The sequence below is a fragment of the Kitasatospora sp. NPDC022856 genome, assembly GCF_055561235.1.
This window is the reverse complement of the sequence record NZ_JBVHHE010000002.1, coordinates 244,003-260,328: the sequence shown is the minus strand read 5'-3', so window position 1 is coordinate 260,328 and position 16,326 is coordinate 244,003. Positions and strand designations below refer to the sequence as shown.

Sequence of the window (16,326 nt, the reverse complement as noted above, 5' to 3'; positions counted from 1 at the left end):
CCCGGTAGCTCCCCCCATCCGGACGACCGGACCCCTCCGCCCCCCGGCGGAGGGATTACCCCTTCCCGTCCCGCGCGGCCGCCGGCGGGCGGGGCGCCGTGCCGGCGCTCCCCGCGTGCCGGCGACGGAACAGGGCGGGCAGGCTCGGCGCGGTGATGAAGCCCTCGGCGCGCGCGCTGGCGATGCCGATGCGCGGAATCTCGCTGCTCTTCTCGAACAGCAGATAGCGCGGTTCCCAGATCGGCCGGTACTTGGCGTTGGCCCGGTACAGCGATTCGATCTGCCACCAGCGCGAGAAGAAGCCCAGCACCGAGCGCCAGAGCCGGAGCACCGGCCCCGCGCCGAGGCGCGATCCCCGCTCGAAAACGGAACGGAACATCGCGAAGTTCAACGACACCCGGGCCAGCTGGACCTCCCCGGCGCGCTGCAGGAGTTCGATCACCATGAACTCCATCAGGCCGTTCTCGGTGTCCCGGGCCCGGCGCATCAGGTCCAGCGAGAGCCCGTCCGCGCCCCACGGCACGAAGCTCAGCAGCGCCTTCAGCTCGCCGTCCCCGTCGTGGCACTCCAGCATCACGCAGCGCCCGTCGCCCGGGTCGCCGAGGCGGCCGAGGGCCATCGAGAAGCCGCGCTCGGTCGCGCCGTCGCGCCACTGGTCGGCCTTGGCCACCAGCTGGGCCATCTCGCACTCGGGGATGGACTCGTGGCGGCGGATCCGCACGGTGTACCCGGCCCGCTTGACCCGGTTGTAGGCCTGGCGGACCACTCGCATCGCCCGGCCGTCCAGCGAGAACTCGTCCAGCTCGACGATCGCCTCGTCACCGAGCTCCAGCGCGTCCAGCCCGTGCCGGGCATAGATCACCCCGGCCTCCTCGGAGGCACCCATCACGGCCGGCGCCCAGGCGTGCTCGCGGGCCTCGGCCAGCCAGGCGTCGATCGCGCCGGGCCAGGCCTCCGGGTCCCCGATCGGGTCGCCCGAGGCCAGCGAGACCCCGCCGACCACCCGGTAGGTCACCGCCGCCTTGCCGCTGGGGGAGAAGACCACCGCCTTGTCCCGGCGCAGCGCGAAGTAGCCCAGCGAGTCCCGGTCGCCCTGCTTCTCCAGCAGGCCGCGCAGCCGCTCCTCGTCCTCCGGGGTCAGCAGCTCCTTGTCCTTGGGACTGCGGAACGCCACGTAGAGCACCAGCAGGAAGAGCACCCCGCCCATCGCGTTGATGACGGCGTTGACCCAGGTGGGCGCGGAGATCACGGAGCGCAGGTGCTCGGAGGGCGTGATGGTGATCATCCGGCCGACCGAGTAGCGGAAGAGGTCCCAGAATCCGGCGCCCTGGGCGCCGTTGTTCGCCCAGACCAGCAGCGCGCCGACCACCCCGCCGAAGGCCAGGCCGCCGACGAAGGTGGCCGCCGCGGTCTTCGGGTTGGAGCTGTCGCCCTTGGAGGTGAACTCCTTCCGCCCGACCAGCAGCGCCAGCACGAACGCACAGGTCAGCACGGTGGAGATGTAGTTGAGCGGGTGCCGGTTGAAGCGCTCGTCGGGCAGCGCCATGGCGGCCAGGTAGAGGAACGCGAACAGCCCCGCCAGCGCGATGTTGAAGATCCACGCGGCCCGCTTGCGCCGACGCATCGCGATCGCCAGGAAGACCGACAGCACCGCGGTGCTCAGCCCGGCCGTCATCAGGTAGGGGGTGAAGTACTCGCCCTCGTTGTGCGTCTCGACCTGGTCCCGGAACGGCACCAGCAGCACCGTCACGAGGTTCAGCAGGGCGATCAGCCGCAGGTACCAGACGGTGGCCGCGGCGGCCCTCGGGCGCCAGCGCTCCAGCAGGCCGGCGGGCCGGGGCCCGGTGGACGCGGCGGACGGCTCCGGCTTCACAGTGGACGACACAGCTCAATTCCAAACGATCAGATGGTGGGGCGCATCCGCACACAGGCCGGCACCGGGCATCCGTGCGCCCGACGGACTGACCGGCGACCCTGGCCATGACCGGAAACCGGTGAGGGGCAGCCGACTCCATCGTTCCGCACCCCGGGTGAGGATGACGTGAACCCGGTAGCCGATTCCGCCCCCCGCCGAACGGCGGGGGTGTCCACCCAGCGGCGGCGTTCGGCACCCCGCCCCCACTGGCCCTAGTCTCGAAATGCTCAAGCACACCGCAGCGAGCGGACCGGCCGGTCCCGGCCGCCCGAACCGAGGAGGGACCATCACCACCACCCGCGTGCTGATCGTGGACGACGAGATCCTGGTCCGCTCCGGCCTCGGCCTCATCGTCGGCTCCGCCCCCGACCTGGAGGTGGTCGGCGACTGCTCCGGCGGCCGGGCCGAGGACTTCGTCCAGCGCCTGCGCCCGCACGTGGTGCTGCTCGACATCCGGATGCCCGACCTCGACGGCATCTCGGTGCTGCGCCGGCTGCGCGCCCTGCCCGACCCGCCGGCGGTGGCGATGCTCACCACCTTCGACACCGACGAGTACATCGGCACCGCGCTGCGCGCCGGCGCGGCCGGCTTCCTGCTCAAGGACACCGCCCCGGACCAGCTGGTCCACGCCGTCCGGGTGATCGCGGCCGGCGGCAGCATCCTCTCCCCGACCGTCACCCGCACCGTGATCGGCGGCTACGTGGACGGCGGCGGCCCGGACGCCGAGGCCACCTCGCTGGCCCGCACCCTCACCAGCCGCGAACTCGACGTCCTGGCGCTGCTCGGCGAGGGGCTGTCCAACGCCGAGATCGCCGACCGGCTCTTCCTGGGCACCGGCACGGTGAAGGACCACATCAGCGCGATCCTCGGCAAGCTCGGCGCCGCCAACCGGGTGCAGGCGGCGGTCGTCGCCCACCGGGCCGGCCTGGTCCGGCCGAAACCCGGCGACGGGGCATGACCACGAGCGAGCTGCCCCCCGCCAGACGCCTGCCGGCCTGGCTGACCGCGCCCTGGTTGATGCTGCTTCTGCCGGCCCTCTACTCGCTGATGGACGCCGCCCTGGTGGCCCGCGGCTCGGCCTGGTGGCAGGTGCTGCTCTCGCTGCTCGCCGCCGCGGTGCTGCCCTGGCGCCGGCGCTTCCCGGTCACCGTGCTGCTGCTCACCATGCCAGGCAGCTACCTCGCCGACATCTGGCTCGCCCCGATCACCGCCGTGTACACGGTGGCCGCCGAGCGTCCGGTGCCCCGGGTGGTGGTCCCCTGCGCGACCCTCTTCGCCCTGGTGGAGTTCTTCCACTGGCCGCTCTCCGAGCAGTCCCTCGAACCGAGCCGGGAGACCGCGCTCTACGCCATCCAGTCGGTGATGCTGGCCGCCGGCCCGGCCGCCACCGGTCTGCTCTCGCGCACCCGCCGGGAGCTGGCGGCCCGGCTGGACGAACTGACCCGGGGCCGGGCCCGGGAGAACCGGCTGCTCGCCGAGCGGGTCCTGGTCAGCGAGCGGGCCCGGCTCGCCCGGGAGATGCACGACGTGGTCTCGCACCAGGTCAGCCTGATCAGCATCCAGGCCGGCGCGCTGCAGGTCAGCACCGCGGACCCGGCCGCCGCGGCCACCGCCCGGACGATCCGGGAGCTCTCCGTGCGCACCCTGGATGAGCTGCGGCAGATGGTCGGCGTGCTGCGGGCCGCCGGCTCCCGCCCGGACACCCCGCTCGCCCCGCAGCCGCGGCTGGCCGACCTCCCCCGGCTGATCGAGGAGAGCGGCCTGGCGGCCGTGGCCGAGCTGTCCCCGGGGGACCACCCCTGGCCCGAGGCGGTCGAGCGGGCCGCCTACCGGACGGTCCAGGAGGCGCTCACCAACATCACCAAGTACGCCCCGCAGGCCACCGTCCACGTCTACGTGCGGGCGGCGGGCCGCCGGCTCCGGGTCGAGGTCCGCAACGACGCCCCGCCGGTCCGCCCGGCCGAGACCCTGCCGGGCGGCGGCCACGGCCTGGTCGGGCTGCGGGAGCGGGCCCAGCTGCTCGGCGGCACGCTCACCGCCGGCACCACCCCCGACGGCGGCTTCGCGGTACGGGCCGACCTGCCCGCCGGCCGGGAGTGACCCCGCCCGGGCCGGCTCCGCGGCCCCGGGAACGCCCCGAACACGAGAAAGCCCCGCAGATCCGAAGATCTGCGGGGCTTCGCTGTGCGCGAGGGGGGAGTTGAACCCCCACGCCCTTTCGGGCACTGGAACCTGAATCCAGCGCGTCTGCCTATTCCGCCACCCGCGCATGGGTGTTTGTCGTGGTTGCCAGCCGACCAGCCGATCCGCTCGGTACCATGTGGTCTTCGCGGCTCTTCGGTCCGGCTCCCTTGCGGGCGCCCCTTCCGACGTGGAAAACAGTAGCACGACCTGCGGGCCGCCTCCGAATCCGTTTCCCGGGACGGCCGAGCGCATCCGAACGGATGCCCGGACGAACAGCCGAGCGAGGGATGAGGGCACGTTTCGACGGGTAGCCCTGGCATGCTGCCGCCGCCATGCGTCACCCTGTGTGTCCGAGCCCACCCCCGGTCACCACGCGGTCCGGGAACCGTATGGATGGCCCCGGCGTGGATACGATCAGTACGGAAGTACCGCAAGTAAGCGCGACCGGCTCCCCGGGATCCGGTCGCGGGCAGGCGAACGAACCCTGGAAGGGGGTGCCCCAATGGGAGTGCTGAAGAAGTTCGAGCAGCGACTTGAGGGTCTCGTCAACGGCACCTTCGCCAAGGTGTTCAAATCCGAGGTCCAGCCCGTCGAGATCGCCGGCGCGCTGCAGCGCGAGTGCGACAACAACGCGAGCATCTGGAACCGCGACCGGACCGTCGTGCCCAACGACTTCATCGTCGAGCTCAGCCCGCACGACTTCGAGCGGCTCAGCCCCTACTCCGGTCAGCTGGGCACCGAGCTGGCCGGGATGGTCCGCGAGTACGCCGAGGCCCAGCGGTACTCCTTCATGGGGCCGCTCCAGGTGAACCTGGAGAAGGCCGACGACCTGGACACCGGGCTCTACCGGGTGCGCAGCCGCACGCTGGCCGCCGAGGAGCAGCCGCAGCAGCAGGCCCCGGCGCACCCCACCCAGGGGGGCGGCTACGGCCGGCCGCCGGCCGCCCCGGCCCCCGGCGCACCGTGGCAGCAGCAGGGCGCCGCTCCCTACAGCGCGCCCCCGCCGCCGGCCGCACCCCCCGCCATGCCCGCCGGCCCGCCCGCGGGCGGCAACGTCCGCCCGTTCCCCGGCGCCGGCCACGGCACCGCCGTCCGGCGCTGGATCGAGGTCAACGGCTCCCGCCACCAGATCACCGGGAACGCCTGCGTGCTCGGCCGCTCCACCGAGGCCGACGTGCGGATCGACGACCCCGGGGTCTCCCGCAAGCACGCCGAGATCCGGCCCGGCACGCCCTCGATGGTGCTCGACCTCGGGTCCACCAACGGCATCGTGGTGGACGGACAGCACACCCAGCGCGCTACGCTCCGCGACGGCTCGCGAATCGTCGTGGGTTCCACCACCATCGTCTACCGACAGGTCGAAGGGTAGTGTCCGATTTGTTCGCTCGCTTCGCTCACTCACGGGCGGGCCGGCCATGTCAGAACTGACCCTGACGGTCATGCGGCTGGGTTTCCTCGCCGTGCTGTGGCTCTTCGTCATCGTCGCGGTCCAGGTGATCCGCAGTGACCTCTTCGGCACGAAGGTGAACCCGCGTTCCTCCCGCCGGGGCGGTGCCGCGACCGCGGCCGCCGCCACGGCGGCCCCCGCCGCGGCCGCGACCGGGCGGGCCCCGCAGGGCCAGCCCGCCCCGGCCGCCCAGACCCAGGGCGGAGGCGGCGGCCGGCGCCGCGGCGCCCCGACCCAGCTGGTCGTGGTGCAGGGCTCGCTGGCCGGTACGACCGTGGCGCTGCAGGGCCAGACCATCACGCTGGGCCGCGCGCACGACTCCACCATCGTGCTGGACGACGACTACGCGTCCTCCCGGCATGCCAGGATCTATCCGGATCAGACTGGGCAGTGGACGGTCGAGGATCTAGGCTCCACCAACGGCACCTATCTGGACCGGCAGCGCCTGACCGCGCCGACCCCGCTCCAGCCGGGCATGCCGATCCGTATCGGCAGGACCGTCATCGAACTGCGGAAGTAGTAGCGCATGAGGGACAGCATCCCGTCCATGACCCAGAGGGGGGCTCAGGTCGCATGACCCTGGTGCTGCGCTTCGCCGCCGGCTCCCACAAGGGGCTGATCCGGGAGGGGAACGAGGACTCCGGCTACGCCGGGCCGCGGCTGCTCGCCGTGGCCGACGGCATGGGCGGGGCCGCGGCCGGCGAGGTCGCTTCCTCCGAGGTGCTCGGCTCGATCGTCCGGCTGGACGAGGACGTGCCCGGCGCCGACCTGCTGACCCTGCTCGGTGACGCCGTCCAGGGCGCCAACGACCGCCTCCGGCAGATGGTCGAGGAGGACCCGCAGCTGGAAGGCATGGGCTGCACCCTCACCGCGATGCTCTGGACGGGCCAGCGGATGGGTCTGGTGCACGTCGGCGACTCCCGCGCCTACCTGCTGCGTGACGGCGCGCTGGTGCAGATCACCCAGGACCACACCTGGGTGCAGCGCCTGGTCGACGAGGGCCGGATCACGCCCGAGGAGGCCGAGACCCACCCGCAGCGCTCGCTGCTGATGCGGGCGCTGGACGGCCGCGGCCAGGTCGAGCCCGACCTGTCGATCCGCGAGGTCCGGGCCGGCGACCGCTACCTGATCTGCTCCGACGGCCTCTCCGGCCCGGTCAGCCACCAGACCCTCCAGGACACCCTCGGGAGCTTCTACTCCCCCGAGCAGACCGTGCAGGAGCTGATCCAGCTCGCCCTGCGCGGCGGCGGTCCGGACAACATCACCTGCATCGTGGCGGACGTCCTCGACGTCGGTGCCACGGACACCCTGAGCGGTCAGTTCAACGACGTCCCGGTGGTCGTCGGCGCGGTCGCCGAGACCCCGCCGTCCTCGACCGTCGCCGACCAGTCGATCCGGGACACCCCGGCCGGCCGGGCGGCCGGTCTCGGCCGCTCCCCGCAGGGCGCCTTCGGCCCCGCCGAGGGCTACGACGGCGGCTACGGCGCCGCCCCGGCCGGCTTCGGCCCGGCCGAGGGCTACGAGGGCTACGCGGCCGGCGAGCCCCCGGTGTACGGCACCGAGGACTTCGACGACGAGGCGCTGCCGAAGCGCAAGGGCAAGGCGCTCAAGCTCTCGCTGGCGGCCCTGGTCGCCCTGGGCGTGCTGGGCGGCGTCGGCTTCTTCGGCTACCAGTGGACCCAGGACCAGTACTACGTCGGCGTCGACGGCGACCACGTCGCGGTCTACCAGGGCGTCAACCAGAGCCTCGCCGGGCTGAGCCTGTCCTCGGTGCACACCACGTACAAGGACATCGAGCTCAAGTACCTGCCTCAGGACCAGCGCACCCACGTCACCAACACCATCTCGGCCAGCAGCCTCGGCGACGCCGACGACAAGGTGAAGAAGCTGGGCGAGCAGGCGACGTTCTGCCACAAGGTCTCCGACGCCCGGGCGGCCGCCGCGGCCAACCCGGCGCTGCCGGGCACCGCGCCGGCCGGTCAGCCGGGCACCACGCCCGCCGTGGCGCACATCGGGTTCCGGACGGCCACCGCGCCCGCGCCGTCGCCCTCCGTGCCCGGCCGGGCGGCTCCGGCCACCCCCACGGCCTCGGCCGCCCCGACCCCCACCCCGACCACGGCCGCCCCGAGCCAGAGCGCCGCCGCCCCGGCCACCGGGTCGCAGAGCGACCTGCCCGGTCTGACGGACGAGGAGCGGCAGAAGGCCGACTCCTGCCCGAAGCCGTGACGGCCGCGACCCGACATAGGCCCGCCCCGAGCGGGCCTGCCGGCCGTCAGGGAGCGGTCACCACGTGAGCACCTTCGACCTCAGCAACGGCGCCGACAACCGCTCCGGCGACCGCCGGTCCGGCGGCGTACCGGCCGACCGCGCCTCCTCCCGGCGCCGGGGCAACACCACCATCTCCCCGCAGGGCGCGCCCAACCGACGCAACACCGAGCTGGCCATGCTGGCGTTCGCGGTGCTGCTGCCGGTCCTCGCGTACGCCAACGTGGGCCTCGCGATGGACGACTCGCTACCGGCCGGCATGCTCGGCTACGGCCTCGGCATGGGGGCGCTGGCACTGGTCGCGCACCTGCTGATGCGCCGCTTCGCGCCCTACGCGGACCCGCTGATGCTGCCGATCGCCACCCTGCTCAACGGGCTCGGCGTGGTGATGATCTGGCGGCTCGACAAGGCCGGGAAGCTGCTGCACAACAACTACCCCGCGGCGGCCAACCAGCTGATGTGGTCGGGCCTCGGGGTGGCGTTCTTCATCTTCGTGATGATCTTCCTGAAGGACCACCGGGTCCTCCAGCGCTACACCTACATCTCGATGGCGGCGGCCCTGGTGCTGCTCGCGGCGCCGGCCTTCTTCCCGGCCCGCAAGGAGGACTTCGGCGCCAAGATCTGGATCCGGATGGGCGCCTTCTCGATCCAGCCCGGTGAGTTCGCCAAGATCATCCTGACCGTGTTCTTCGCCGGCTACCTGATGGTCAAGCGGGACGCCCTGGCCCTGGCCAGCCGCCGCTTCATGGGCCTCTACCTGCCGCGCGGCCGCGACCTCGGCCCGATCATCGTGATCTGGCTGCTCAGCCTGCTGATCCTGATCTTCGAGAACGACCTGGGCTCGTCCTTCCTGTACTTCGGCCTCTTCGTGGTGATGCTGTACGTCGCCACCGAGCGCACCAGCTGGATCGTCTTCGGCCTGCTGATGTCCGTCGGCGGCGCCGTCGCGGTCGCCTCCACCGCCAGCCACGTGAAGACCCGGATCGACGCCTGGCTCGACCCGATGGCCGCCTTCACGCCCAAACCGCCCCAGGGCTCGACGGAACAGATCGGCCAGTCGCTGATGGCGCTGGGCTCCGGCGGGGTGACCGGCTCGGGCCTCGGCCAGGGCCGCTCCTGGCTGATCGACTTCGCCGCCAAGAGCGACTTCATCCTCGGCTCGTTCGGCGAGGAACTCGGGCTCACCGGCATCATGGCGATCTTCATGCTCTACGCCCTGCTGGTGCAGCGCGGCCTGCGCACCGCCATCGCGGCCCGGGACCCGTTCGGCAAGCTGTTCGCCGTCGGCCTCTCCTCGGCCATGGCGCTCCAGGTCTTCGTGGTCGCCGGCGGCGTCACCGGCCTGATCCCGCTGACCGGTATGACCATGCCGTTCCTCGCCCAGGGCGGGTCCTCGGTGGTCGCCAACTGGGCCCTGATCGCGATCCTGCTGAAGATCAGCGACAGCGCCCGCCGCCCCGGGGTGGAACCGGCCCCGGCCACCGAGCTCCAGGGGGGAGCAGCCTCGTGAACAAGCCGATCCGCCGGGTCTCGATCTTCTGCCTGGTCCTGATCCTGGCCCTGATGGTGCGCACCAACTGGGTGCAGGGCGTCCAGGCCGAGGCCTGGGCCACCAACAAGAACAACAAGCGGCAGGTGTACGACCGGTACGCCCACCCGCGGGGCAACATCATCGTCGACGGCAAGCCGGTCACCCAGTCCGACTTCGTCAACGGCCTGCGCTACAAGTACAAGCGCTCCTGGGTCGACGGCGCGATGTACGCGCCGGTGACCGGGTACTCCTCGCAGTCCTTCGGCGCCAGCCAGCTGGAGCAGCTGGAGGACGGCATCCTCTCCGGCAGCGACGACCGGCTGTTCTTCCGGAACACCCTGGACATGCTGACCGGGGAGCCGAAGAAGGGCGGGGACGTCGTCACGACGATCAACTCCAAGGCCCAGAAGGCCGCCTTCGACGGCCTCGGCAACAAGAAGGGCGCGGTGGTCGCGCTCGACCCGCGCACCGGCGCGATCCTGGCGCTGGTCTCCACCCCGTCCTACGACCCGGGCGCCTTCGCGGGCAGCGAGTCCGGCGACTCCAAGGCCTGGGTGGACCTCAACGCGGACCCGAACAAGCCGATGCTCAACCGCGCCCTGCGCGAGACGTACCCGCCCGGTTCGACGTTCAAGCTGGTCACCGCGGCGGCGGCGTTCGAGAACGGCGTGTTCCAGAGCGTCGACGACCAGACCCAGACGCCGAAGCCGTACATCCTGCCGGGCACCAAGACCGAGCTGAGGAACGAGAGCGACAACGAGCCCTGCGAGAACGCCACGGTCAAGGTCGCCATGGACTGGTCCTGCAACACCGTCTACGGCAAGATCGGCACCGAGCTCGGCAAGGAGAAGATGCGGGCGCAGGCCGAGAAGTTCGGCTTCAACAGCACCGTGGACACCCCGGTCCGGTCCGAGAAGAGCGTCTTTCCGACCAACTCCACCCCGGACGGCGTGGCGCTGGACTCCATCGGCCAGCACGACACCCGGGCCACCCCGCTCCAGATGGCCATGGTCTCGGCCGCGATCGCCAACAACGGCTCGCTGATGCAGCCGTACCTGGTCGACCAGGAGCGCTCGGCCTCGCTGACCACCATCTCCAAGCACACCGAGAAGCAGTACTCCCAGGCGATGAGCCCGGAGACCGCGCAGAAGCTCCAGGACCTGATGGTCTCGGTGGTCGACAACGGCACCGGCAAGAACGCCAAGATCCCGGGCCTGACGGTCGGCGGCAAGACCGGCACCGCGCAGCACGGCGAGGACAACGCCGGGCTGCCGTTCGCCTGGTTCACCTCCTACGCCAAGACCCCCGACGGCCAGTCCGTCGCGGTCGCGGTGGTGGTCGAGGACGGTTCCAACAACCGTGACGGGATCAGCGGCGGCCGGCTCGCCGCACCCATCGCCAAGGCGGTGATGCAGGCCGCCCTCGGCAAGTAGGGAGCGGCCGTCACGGGTGCGTCGAATGTCACGATCGGCCCCGCCGAACGGATACCGGTCTGGTATCGGCCCACGGCCGACTCCGGTCCGGCGCGGTGCGACCGGTAGCGTATCCGCAGCAGCGGGTGTGCCCGTTGCCGCCCGCGAAGCGTCGAAGGGTCCTGATCGCAGAACCACCCGGGCCCGCGCCGGCGTCACTCGGAGCGTGCGGGGACACCTACGTCACAACCTCACCGGCGGGTGAGGGAGAGGGTCGGAACTATGGAAGAGCCTCGTCGCCTAGGCGGCAGGTACGAGCTCGGCGGCGTCCTCGGACGCGGCGGCATGGCCGAGGTGTACCTCGCCCATGACACCCGGCTCGGCCGTTCCGTCGCTGTGAAGACGCTCCGGGCCGACATGGCCCGTGATCCGTCCTTCCAGGCCCGCTTCCGCCGTGAGGCGCAGTCCGCGGCGTCACTGAACCACCCCGCGATCGTCGCCGTGTACGACACCGGCGAGGACTACATCGACGGCATCTCCATCCCGTACATCGTGATGGAGTACGTCGAGGGGTCCACGCTGCGGGAGCTGCTGCACTCCGGCCGCCGGCTGCTGCCGGAGCGCTCGCTGGAGATGACCATCGGCATCCTCCAGGCCCTGGAGTACTCGCACCGGGCCGGCATCGTGCACCGCGACATCAAGCCCGCCAACGTGATGCTGACGCGGCAGGGCAACGTCAAGGTCATGGACTTCGGCATCGCCCGGGCCATGGGCGACGCCGGGATGACCATGACGCAGACCTCCGCCGTCATCGGGACCGCCCAGTACCTCTCCCCCGAGCAGGCCAAGGGCGAGCAGGTCGACGCCCGCTCGGACCTCTACTCCACCGGCTGCCTGCTGTACGAGCTGCTGACCGTGCGGCCGCCGTTCGTCGGCGACTCGCCGGTCGCGGTGGCCTACCAGCACGTCCGGGAGGAGGCGCAGCCGCCGTCCGTGTTCGATCCCGAGGTGCGCCCCGAGATCGACGCGATCGTGCTGAAGGCGCTCGCCAAGGACCGCGACTACCGGTACCAGAGCGCCGACGAGATGCGCGACGACATCGAGCGCTTCCTCGACGGCCTCCCGGTGGCCGCCGCCCAGCAGGCCGCCGCCTACGGAATGGGCGGCGCGGCCGGGTACGGCTACGACCAGAACGGCTACCCGCAGCAGCACGACCCGTACGGCCAGACCAACGTGCTGCCGCAGCAGCCCGGCGGCGGGCCGACCACGATGCTCCCGCAGGCCGGCTACGGCCAGCAGCCCGGCTACCAGGACGACGGCTACGGGCAGACCTACGCCGGTGCCCCGGGCGGCGGCGGGAACGACGGCTACGACGACGGCTACGGCCGCGGCGGGGGCCGGCGCGGCGAGCAGCCGCCGAAGAAGAGCAACACCTCCTGGATCGTGCTGGCGGTCGCCGCCGTGCTGGTCCTGGTCGGCACCTTCTTCGTCGCCCAGGCGATGTTCGGCAACAAGGGCGGCGACAAGAAGGAGCCCGCCAAGGTCGTCGCGCCGAGCCTGGTGGGCAAGACGCTGGCCGAGGCCAAGACCCTCGCCGCGCAGAGCGGCCCCAAGCTGGTGGTGACCGAGGGCGAGAAGGTGGCCTGCCCGGACACCAACGTCAAGAAGGACCAGGTCTGCACCCAGACCCCGGCGGCCGGCGGCCAGGTCGCGGAGGCCGCCACGATCACGGTGCAGCTCTCCTCCGGTCCGGCCAAGGCGACCGTGCCCAAGGTGGTCGGCCTGACCAAGGACCAGGCGGTCAAGGCGCTCAACGACGCCGGCTTCACCAACATCGCGCAGCCCGAGTACAAGGACGACGACACCGCTCCGACGGAGACGGTCATCGCCCAGGACCCGGCGGCCAACGCGGCCGGCGACCCGACCGCGCAGATCAAGCTCACCGTCTCGCAGGGCAAGGCCAAGGTCTCCGTCCCCGGTGTGGTCGGCCAGCAGAAGGAGGCCGCGCAGGCCACCCTGGAGGGCGCGGGCTTCCAGGTCGACGCCTCGAAGACGACGCCGACCAACGACCCGACCAAGGTCAACACCGTCGCGTCGCAGTCGCTCCAGCCGAACACCAAGGCCGCGGCCAACTCGAAGATCACCCTGACGATCTTCAAGGCGCCGGACAAGGCCACCGTCCCGCCGCTGCAGAACGTTCCGGTCAAGGACGCGATCGCGCAGCTGCAGAAGCAGGGCCTGGGCTACACCCTGCTCGGCTCGCAGGACCCGAACGGCACGGTCACCAACTCGATGCCGGGCGCCGGGACCCAGCTGGACCCGGGGCAGTCGGTCACCCTGATGGTGAAGCCGCCCGAGCCGACCAAAGGGGGCGACCCCGCCAACCCGTCACCCTCCAACACCAAAGGGGGCAACCCCTAACCCCTGGTTCCCCTGGCTCTGACGCCGGGAACGCCCGAGGGCCCGTCGCAGGTGCTGCGACGGGCCCTCGGGCGTGCCGGTCCGGCCCGGTAGCTGGGCCGTGCCCGGGTCAGGACCTCAGCTCGGTCGGCGGGGTGCGGGCGGCGTCCACGTCGTCCACCCGCACCAGGCTGCCCCAGACGGCCATCCGGTAGCGCGAGGTGTAGACCGGCGTACAGGTCGTCAGGGTGATGTACCGTCCGGGCGCCTGGTAGCCCGAGCCCTTGGGGACGGGGGCGACGATGCCGGTGTCGTACTTGGAGGTCTCCGCCAGGGTGCTGTCGACCCGGTAGACGTACCACTTGTCCCTGGTCTCGACGACGATCGCGGCGCCCCGGTGGACGGCGTCGAGGTCGTGGAACTTCGCCCCGTGGCCGTCCCGGTGGGCGGCCAGCGCGAAGTTCCCGGTGGCGTCCCAGGGCATCGCGGCCCGGTAGGGCTGCTCGTACACCCCGGCGACGCCCTCGGCCAGGGTGTCGGCGTCGGTGCCCATCCGGATCAGCACCTGGTAGCCCCGGCCCATCGCGGGCACGTGCAGGAAGCCGATCCCGTCGCCCGCCACGGGGGCCGGGCCGGTGCCAATGCCGGTGCCGGGCGCGGCGGTGGGGCTCGGGGCGCCGGGGGCGGCCGGGGGAGCGTTGGTCGGCCCCGCCGCCCAGGCGCCGCGCAGCCGGTCACCCGCCTGCGCCGCGGCGGCGTCGGCCTCCACGTTGGTCCACCAGAGCGAGTAGGAGACGAAGAGACCGAGCACCAGCCCCAGGGTGATCAGCAGTTCGCCGAGGACGCCGAGCGCGGCCAGCGCCCGGCCCCGTCGCCGACGGGCGGGCGCGGGCGGCGGGCCTGCCTGCGCCGTCTCGTCCTGGGTCACTCGTAATCCCCTTCGCGTGCTGTCCATCCGGTGCGGCGGCCGTCCGCCGCGGCCCGCCGGGGTTTGTCCGGCAGGCCCTAGCCGACCGTGAGGCCGGGCGGCTTGCCCTGGCTCCGCGGCCGCTCCTCGATCATCTTGCCAAAGAGGATCAGGCGGGCCTTGGAACTGAACTCCGGTGTGCAGGTGGTCAGGGTGATGTAGCGGCCCGCCTGGGTGTACCCGGAGCCGTTGGGCACCGGCTTGATCACGCTCACGTTGGACGGCGGGGTCTCCGGGATGCCGCCGGTGATCTCGTACGTGTAGTACGCGGTGGCGGTCTCCACCACGATCTTGTCGCCCTTGCCGAGCTGGTTGATGTGCCGGAACGGCTCGCCGTGGGTGTTGCGGTGCGCGGCCAGCGCGAAGTTGCCCGCCTTGTCGGCCGGCATGCCCGTCCCGGCGTAGTGCCCGACCAGGCCCTTGTCGAGCACCGCCGACTTGGACGTGCCCTCGGCGATCGGGAACTTGAGACCCAGCTTCGGCAGGTGGATGATCGCGAAGCCCTTGCCGGGCTCGAAGGTCTCCGGCTTCGCCGGGTCCGGCGCGGGCTGCCCGGCCGCGCCGGGTGCCGGCTGGGCTGCGTCGAACTGCTGCTCCAGCTGGTTGCGGGCACCGTCGGCGGCCGCGTCGGCCTGCACGTTGGTCCACCAGAGCTGGTAGGAGACGAAGAGCAGCATCACCAGGCCGAGCGTGATGCACAGCTCGCCGACGAGGCGGGCGACCACGACGGCGGGCGACTCCTTGGGCCGCGCCCGGCCCGTGGCCGCGCCGTCGGCCGCCCGGCGGCGCCCGCCGCCCGAGCGCACCGAGATCCGGCCCTGCGCGGCACGACGGCGTTCGGCCCGGCCGCCGAGCGGCGGGGGCGTGCCGTCGTCGGCGAGGGCCGGGAGCCGCAGCTGGAGGGTCTGGTCGGCCAGCCAGGGGTACTCGGGCTGCCCCGGGTGGGCCGGGTCGCCCGGAGCGGCCTGTCCGGCCTCCTCGTAGACGCTCCAGCCGTCCTCGGCACCACCGTGCTCCGGGTCGCCCGGTCCGAGCGGCTGCGCACCGTAGGGGTCGTACTGCTGGTACTGGCTCTCCGGCGGGTGCTGGCCCCGGCCGCCGTACTGCGGGGCAGGCTGCCGGTGCCGGCCGCCCGGGCCGGGCGCTCCGGCCCCGTGCGGATCCGCGCCCGCCTGGTATCGCCCCTCCGGACGCACCGCGGTCATGCCGCTCAGCCCCGGCCGATCACCGGGGCGAGCCCGGCCGAACGGCCGACGGCCTGCGGATCGCCGCACTCGGCCAGCCAGTTGGCGAGCATCCGGTGCCCGCCCTCGGTGAGGACCGACTCCGGGTGGAACTGGACGCCCTCGACCAGCAGCTCGCGGTGGCGCAGCCCCATGATCACGCCGCTCTCGGTCCGGGCGGTCACCACCAGCTCGTCCGGCACGGTGGCCGGCTCGACCGCCAGCGAGTGGTACCGGGTCGCGGTGAGCGGCGAGGGCAGGCCCTCGAAGACGCCGCCGTCCTCGTGCTCCACCAGCGAGGTCTTGCCGTGCAGCAGCTCGGGCGCCCGGCCGACCACCGCGCCGTACGCGACCGCGATCGACTGCAGGCCCAGGCAGACGCCGAAGACCGGCAGCCCGGTCCGCGCGCAGTGGTGGACCATCTCGATGCAGACCCCGGCCTCCTCGGGCGCACCGGGGCCGGGGGAGAGCAGCACCCCGTCGAAGCCCTCCGCGCCCGCGCGGCGCACCGCGTGCTCGACCGTCACCTCGTCGTTGCGCACCACCTCGCAGGTGGCGCCGAGCTGGTAGAGGTACTGGACCAGGTTGAAGACGAAGCTGTCGTAGTTGTCGACGACCAGGATGCGGGGCGAGGTCAGCTGGGGGGTCATTCGCGCGCTATCTCCGTGGGCTGCGGGGACTGGGAGGAGGAGCAGGGCCGCCGGGCTCAGCCGGCGGCGCCGCCGTCGCCGTCCACTGTGACGTCGCCGAAGGGGAGCAGCGGTTCCGCCCACGGGAAGACGTAGGTGAACAGGAGGTAGACCACCCCCAGGACGAGGAGCAGCGAGATGAGGGCCCGGACCAGGGGGTGCCCCGGAAGGTGTCGCCAGATCCAGCCGTACATGGTGCTCCCTCGACGCAACAGACTGGGGTCAAGAGTAGACCCGTGATCCGGGCGCGTGAGGCGCCCTTCCCCGGCAGCGCCCGCCCGTTGTGCTCCGGC

13 protein-coding genes and 1 tRNA gene are annotated in these 16,326 nt (G+C 72.3%); 8 read left to right on the top strand and 6 right to left on the bottom strand.

Features of this window, described 5'->3' with window-relative positions:
• Window positions 1-55: 55 nt before the first annotated feature.
• Complete coding sequence (locus ACZ34W_RS04145; protein ID WP_442906828.1) at window positions 56-1,885, bottom strand: phosphatidylglycerol lysyltransferase domain-containing protein; 1,830 nt, start codon at window positions 1,883-1,885, stop codon at window positions 56-58.
• A gap of 253 nt (window positions 1,886-2,138) precedes the next feature.
• Between ACZ34W_RS04145 and ACZ34W_RS04140 the strand changes: the two genes are divergently transcribed.
• Together ACZ34W_RS04140 and ACZ34W_RS04135 are read left to right on the top strand one after the other, a co-directional pair.
• On the top strand, window positions 2,139-2,873 hold the full coding sequence (locus ACZ34W_RS04140) for a response regulator (RefSeq protein ID WP_380391954.1): 735 nt from the start codon (window positions 2,139-2,141) through the stop codon (window positions 2,871-2,873).
• Entirely contained in the window at window positions 2,870-4,015 is a 1,146-nt protein-coding gene (locus tag ACZ34W_RS04135) for a sensor histidine kinase (protein WP_329488823.1), read from the top strand. Before ACZ34W_RS04140 ends, ACZ34W_RS04135 begins: the two co-directional genes overlap by 4 nt.
• A gap of 85 nt (window positions 4,016-4,100) precedes the next feature.
• On the opposite strand, the gene ACZ34W_RS04130 is transcribed toward ACZ34W_RS04135, so the two are convergent.
• Window positions 4,101-4,184: transfer RNA gene (locus ACZ34W_RS04130), tRNA-Leu, on the bottom strand.
• 417 nt (window positions 4,185-4,601) lie between these two features.
• Between ACZ34W_RS04130 and ACZ34W_RS04125 the strand changes: the two genes are divergently transcribed.
• The 6 genes from ACZ34W_RS04125 to pknB all read left to right on the top strand — a co-directional run bounded on the left by ACZ34W_RS04125 (window position 4,602) and on the right by pknB (window position 13,175).
• On the top strand, window positions 4,602-5,468 hold the full coding sequence (locus tag ACZ34W_RS04125) for a DUF3662 and FHA domain-containing protein (protein WP_329488822.1): 867 nt from the start codon (window positions 4,602-4,604) through the stop codon (window positions 5,466-5,468).
• Between the two features lie 46 nt (window positions 5,469-5,514).
• The gene (locus ACZ34W_RS04120; RefSeq protein WP_465601561.1) at window positions 5,515-6,066 is read left to right on the top strand and encodes an FHA domain-containing protein FhaB/FipA; all 552 of its coding nucleotides are present in this window, start codon (window positions 5,515-5,517) and stop codon (window positions 6,064-6,066) included.
• Between the two features lie 53 nt (window positions 6,067-6,119).
• Window positions 6,120-7,772, top strand: a complete 1,653-nt coding sequence (locus ACZ34W_RS04115) for a PP2C family protein-serine/threonine phosphatase (protein WP_465601558.1) — start codon at window positions 6,120-6,122, stop codon at window positions 7,770-7,772.
• A 172-nt stretch (window positions 7,773-7,944) separates the two neighbouring features.
• Window positions 7,945-9,321: an FtsW/RodA/SpoVE family cell cycle protein gene (locus tag ACZ34W_RS04110; RefSeq protein WP_329492179.1), complete on the top strand. Its 1,377-nt coding sequence runs from the start codon at window positions 7,945-7,947 to the stop codon at window positions 9,319-9,321.
• Entirely contained in the window at window positions 9,318-10,775 is a 1,458-nt protein-coding gene (locus ACZ34W_RS04105; protein ID WP_329488819.1) for a peptidoglycan D,D-transpeptidase FtsI family protein, read from the top strand. The genes ACZ34W_RS04110 and ACZ34W_RS04105 overlap by 4 nt, the downstream gene beginning before the upstream one ends.
• Window positions 10,776-11,036: 261 nt before the next feature.
• Window positions 11,037-13,175: a Stk1 family PASTA domain-containing Ser/Thr kinase gene (gene pknB, locus ACZ34W_RS04100; protein ID WP_329488818.1), complete on the top strand. Its 2,139-nt coding sequence runs from the start codon at window positions 11,037-11,039 to the stop codon at window positions 13,173-13,175.
• Between the two features lie 109 nt (window positions 13,176-13,284).
• Here pknB and ACZ34W_RS04095 read toward each other — a convergent pair whose 3' ends face one another.
• The 4 genes from ACZ34W_RS04095 to ACZ34W_RS04080 are packed head-to-tail and all read right to left on the bottom strand — an operon-like array spanning window position 13,285 to window position 16,227.
• Entirely contained in the window at window positions 13,285-14,109 is an 825-nt protein-coding gene (locus tag ACZ34W_RS04095; RefSeq protein WP_465601553.1) for a class E sortase, read from the bottom strand.
• A 50-nt stretch (window positions 14,110-14,159) separates the two neighbouring features.
• Window positions 14,160-15,326 carry a class E sortase gene (locus ACZ34W_RS04090; protein ID WP_465601549.1) on the bottom strand — a complete coding sequence of 389 codons (1,167 nt, stop codon included), beginning with the start codon at window positions 15,324-15,326 and terminating at the stop codon, window positions 14,160-14,162.
• A gap of 5 nt (window positions 15,327-15,331) precedes the next feature.
• Window positions 15,332-15,994 carry an aminodeoxychorismate/anthranilate synthase component II gene (locus tag ACZ34W_RS04085; RefSeq protein WP_329488815.1) on the bottom strand — a complete coding sequence of 221 codons (663 nt, stop codon included), beginning with the start codon at window positions 15,992-15,994 and terminating at the stop codon, window positions 15,332-15,334.
• A gap of 56 nt (window positions 15,995-16,050) precedes the next feature.
• Entirely contained in the window at window positions 16,051-16,227 is a 177-nt protein-coding gene (locus ACZ34W_RS04080) for a hypothetical protein (protein ID WP_329488814.1), read from the bottom strand.
• Between the last annotated feature and the right edge of the window lie 99 nt (window positions 16,228-16,326).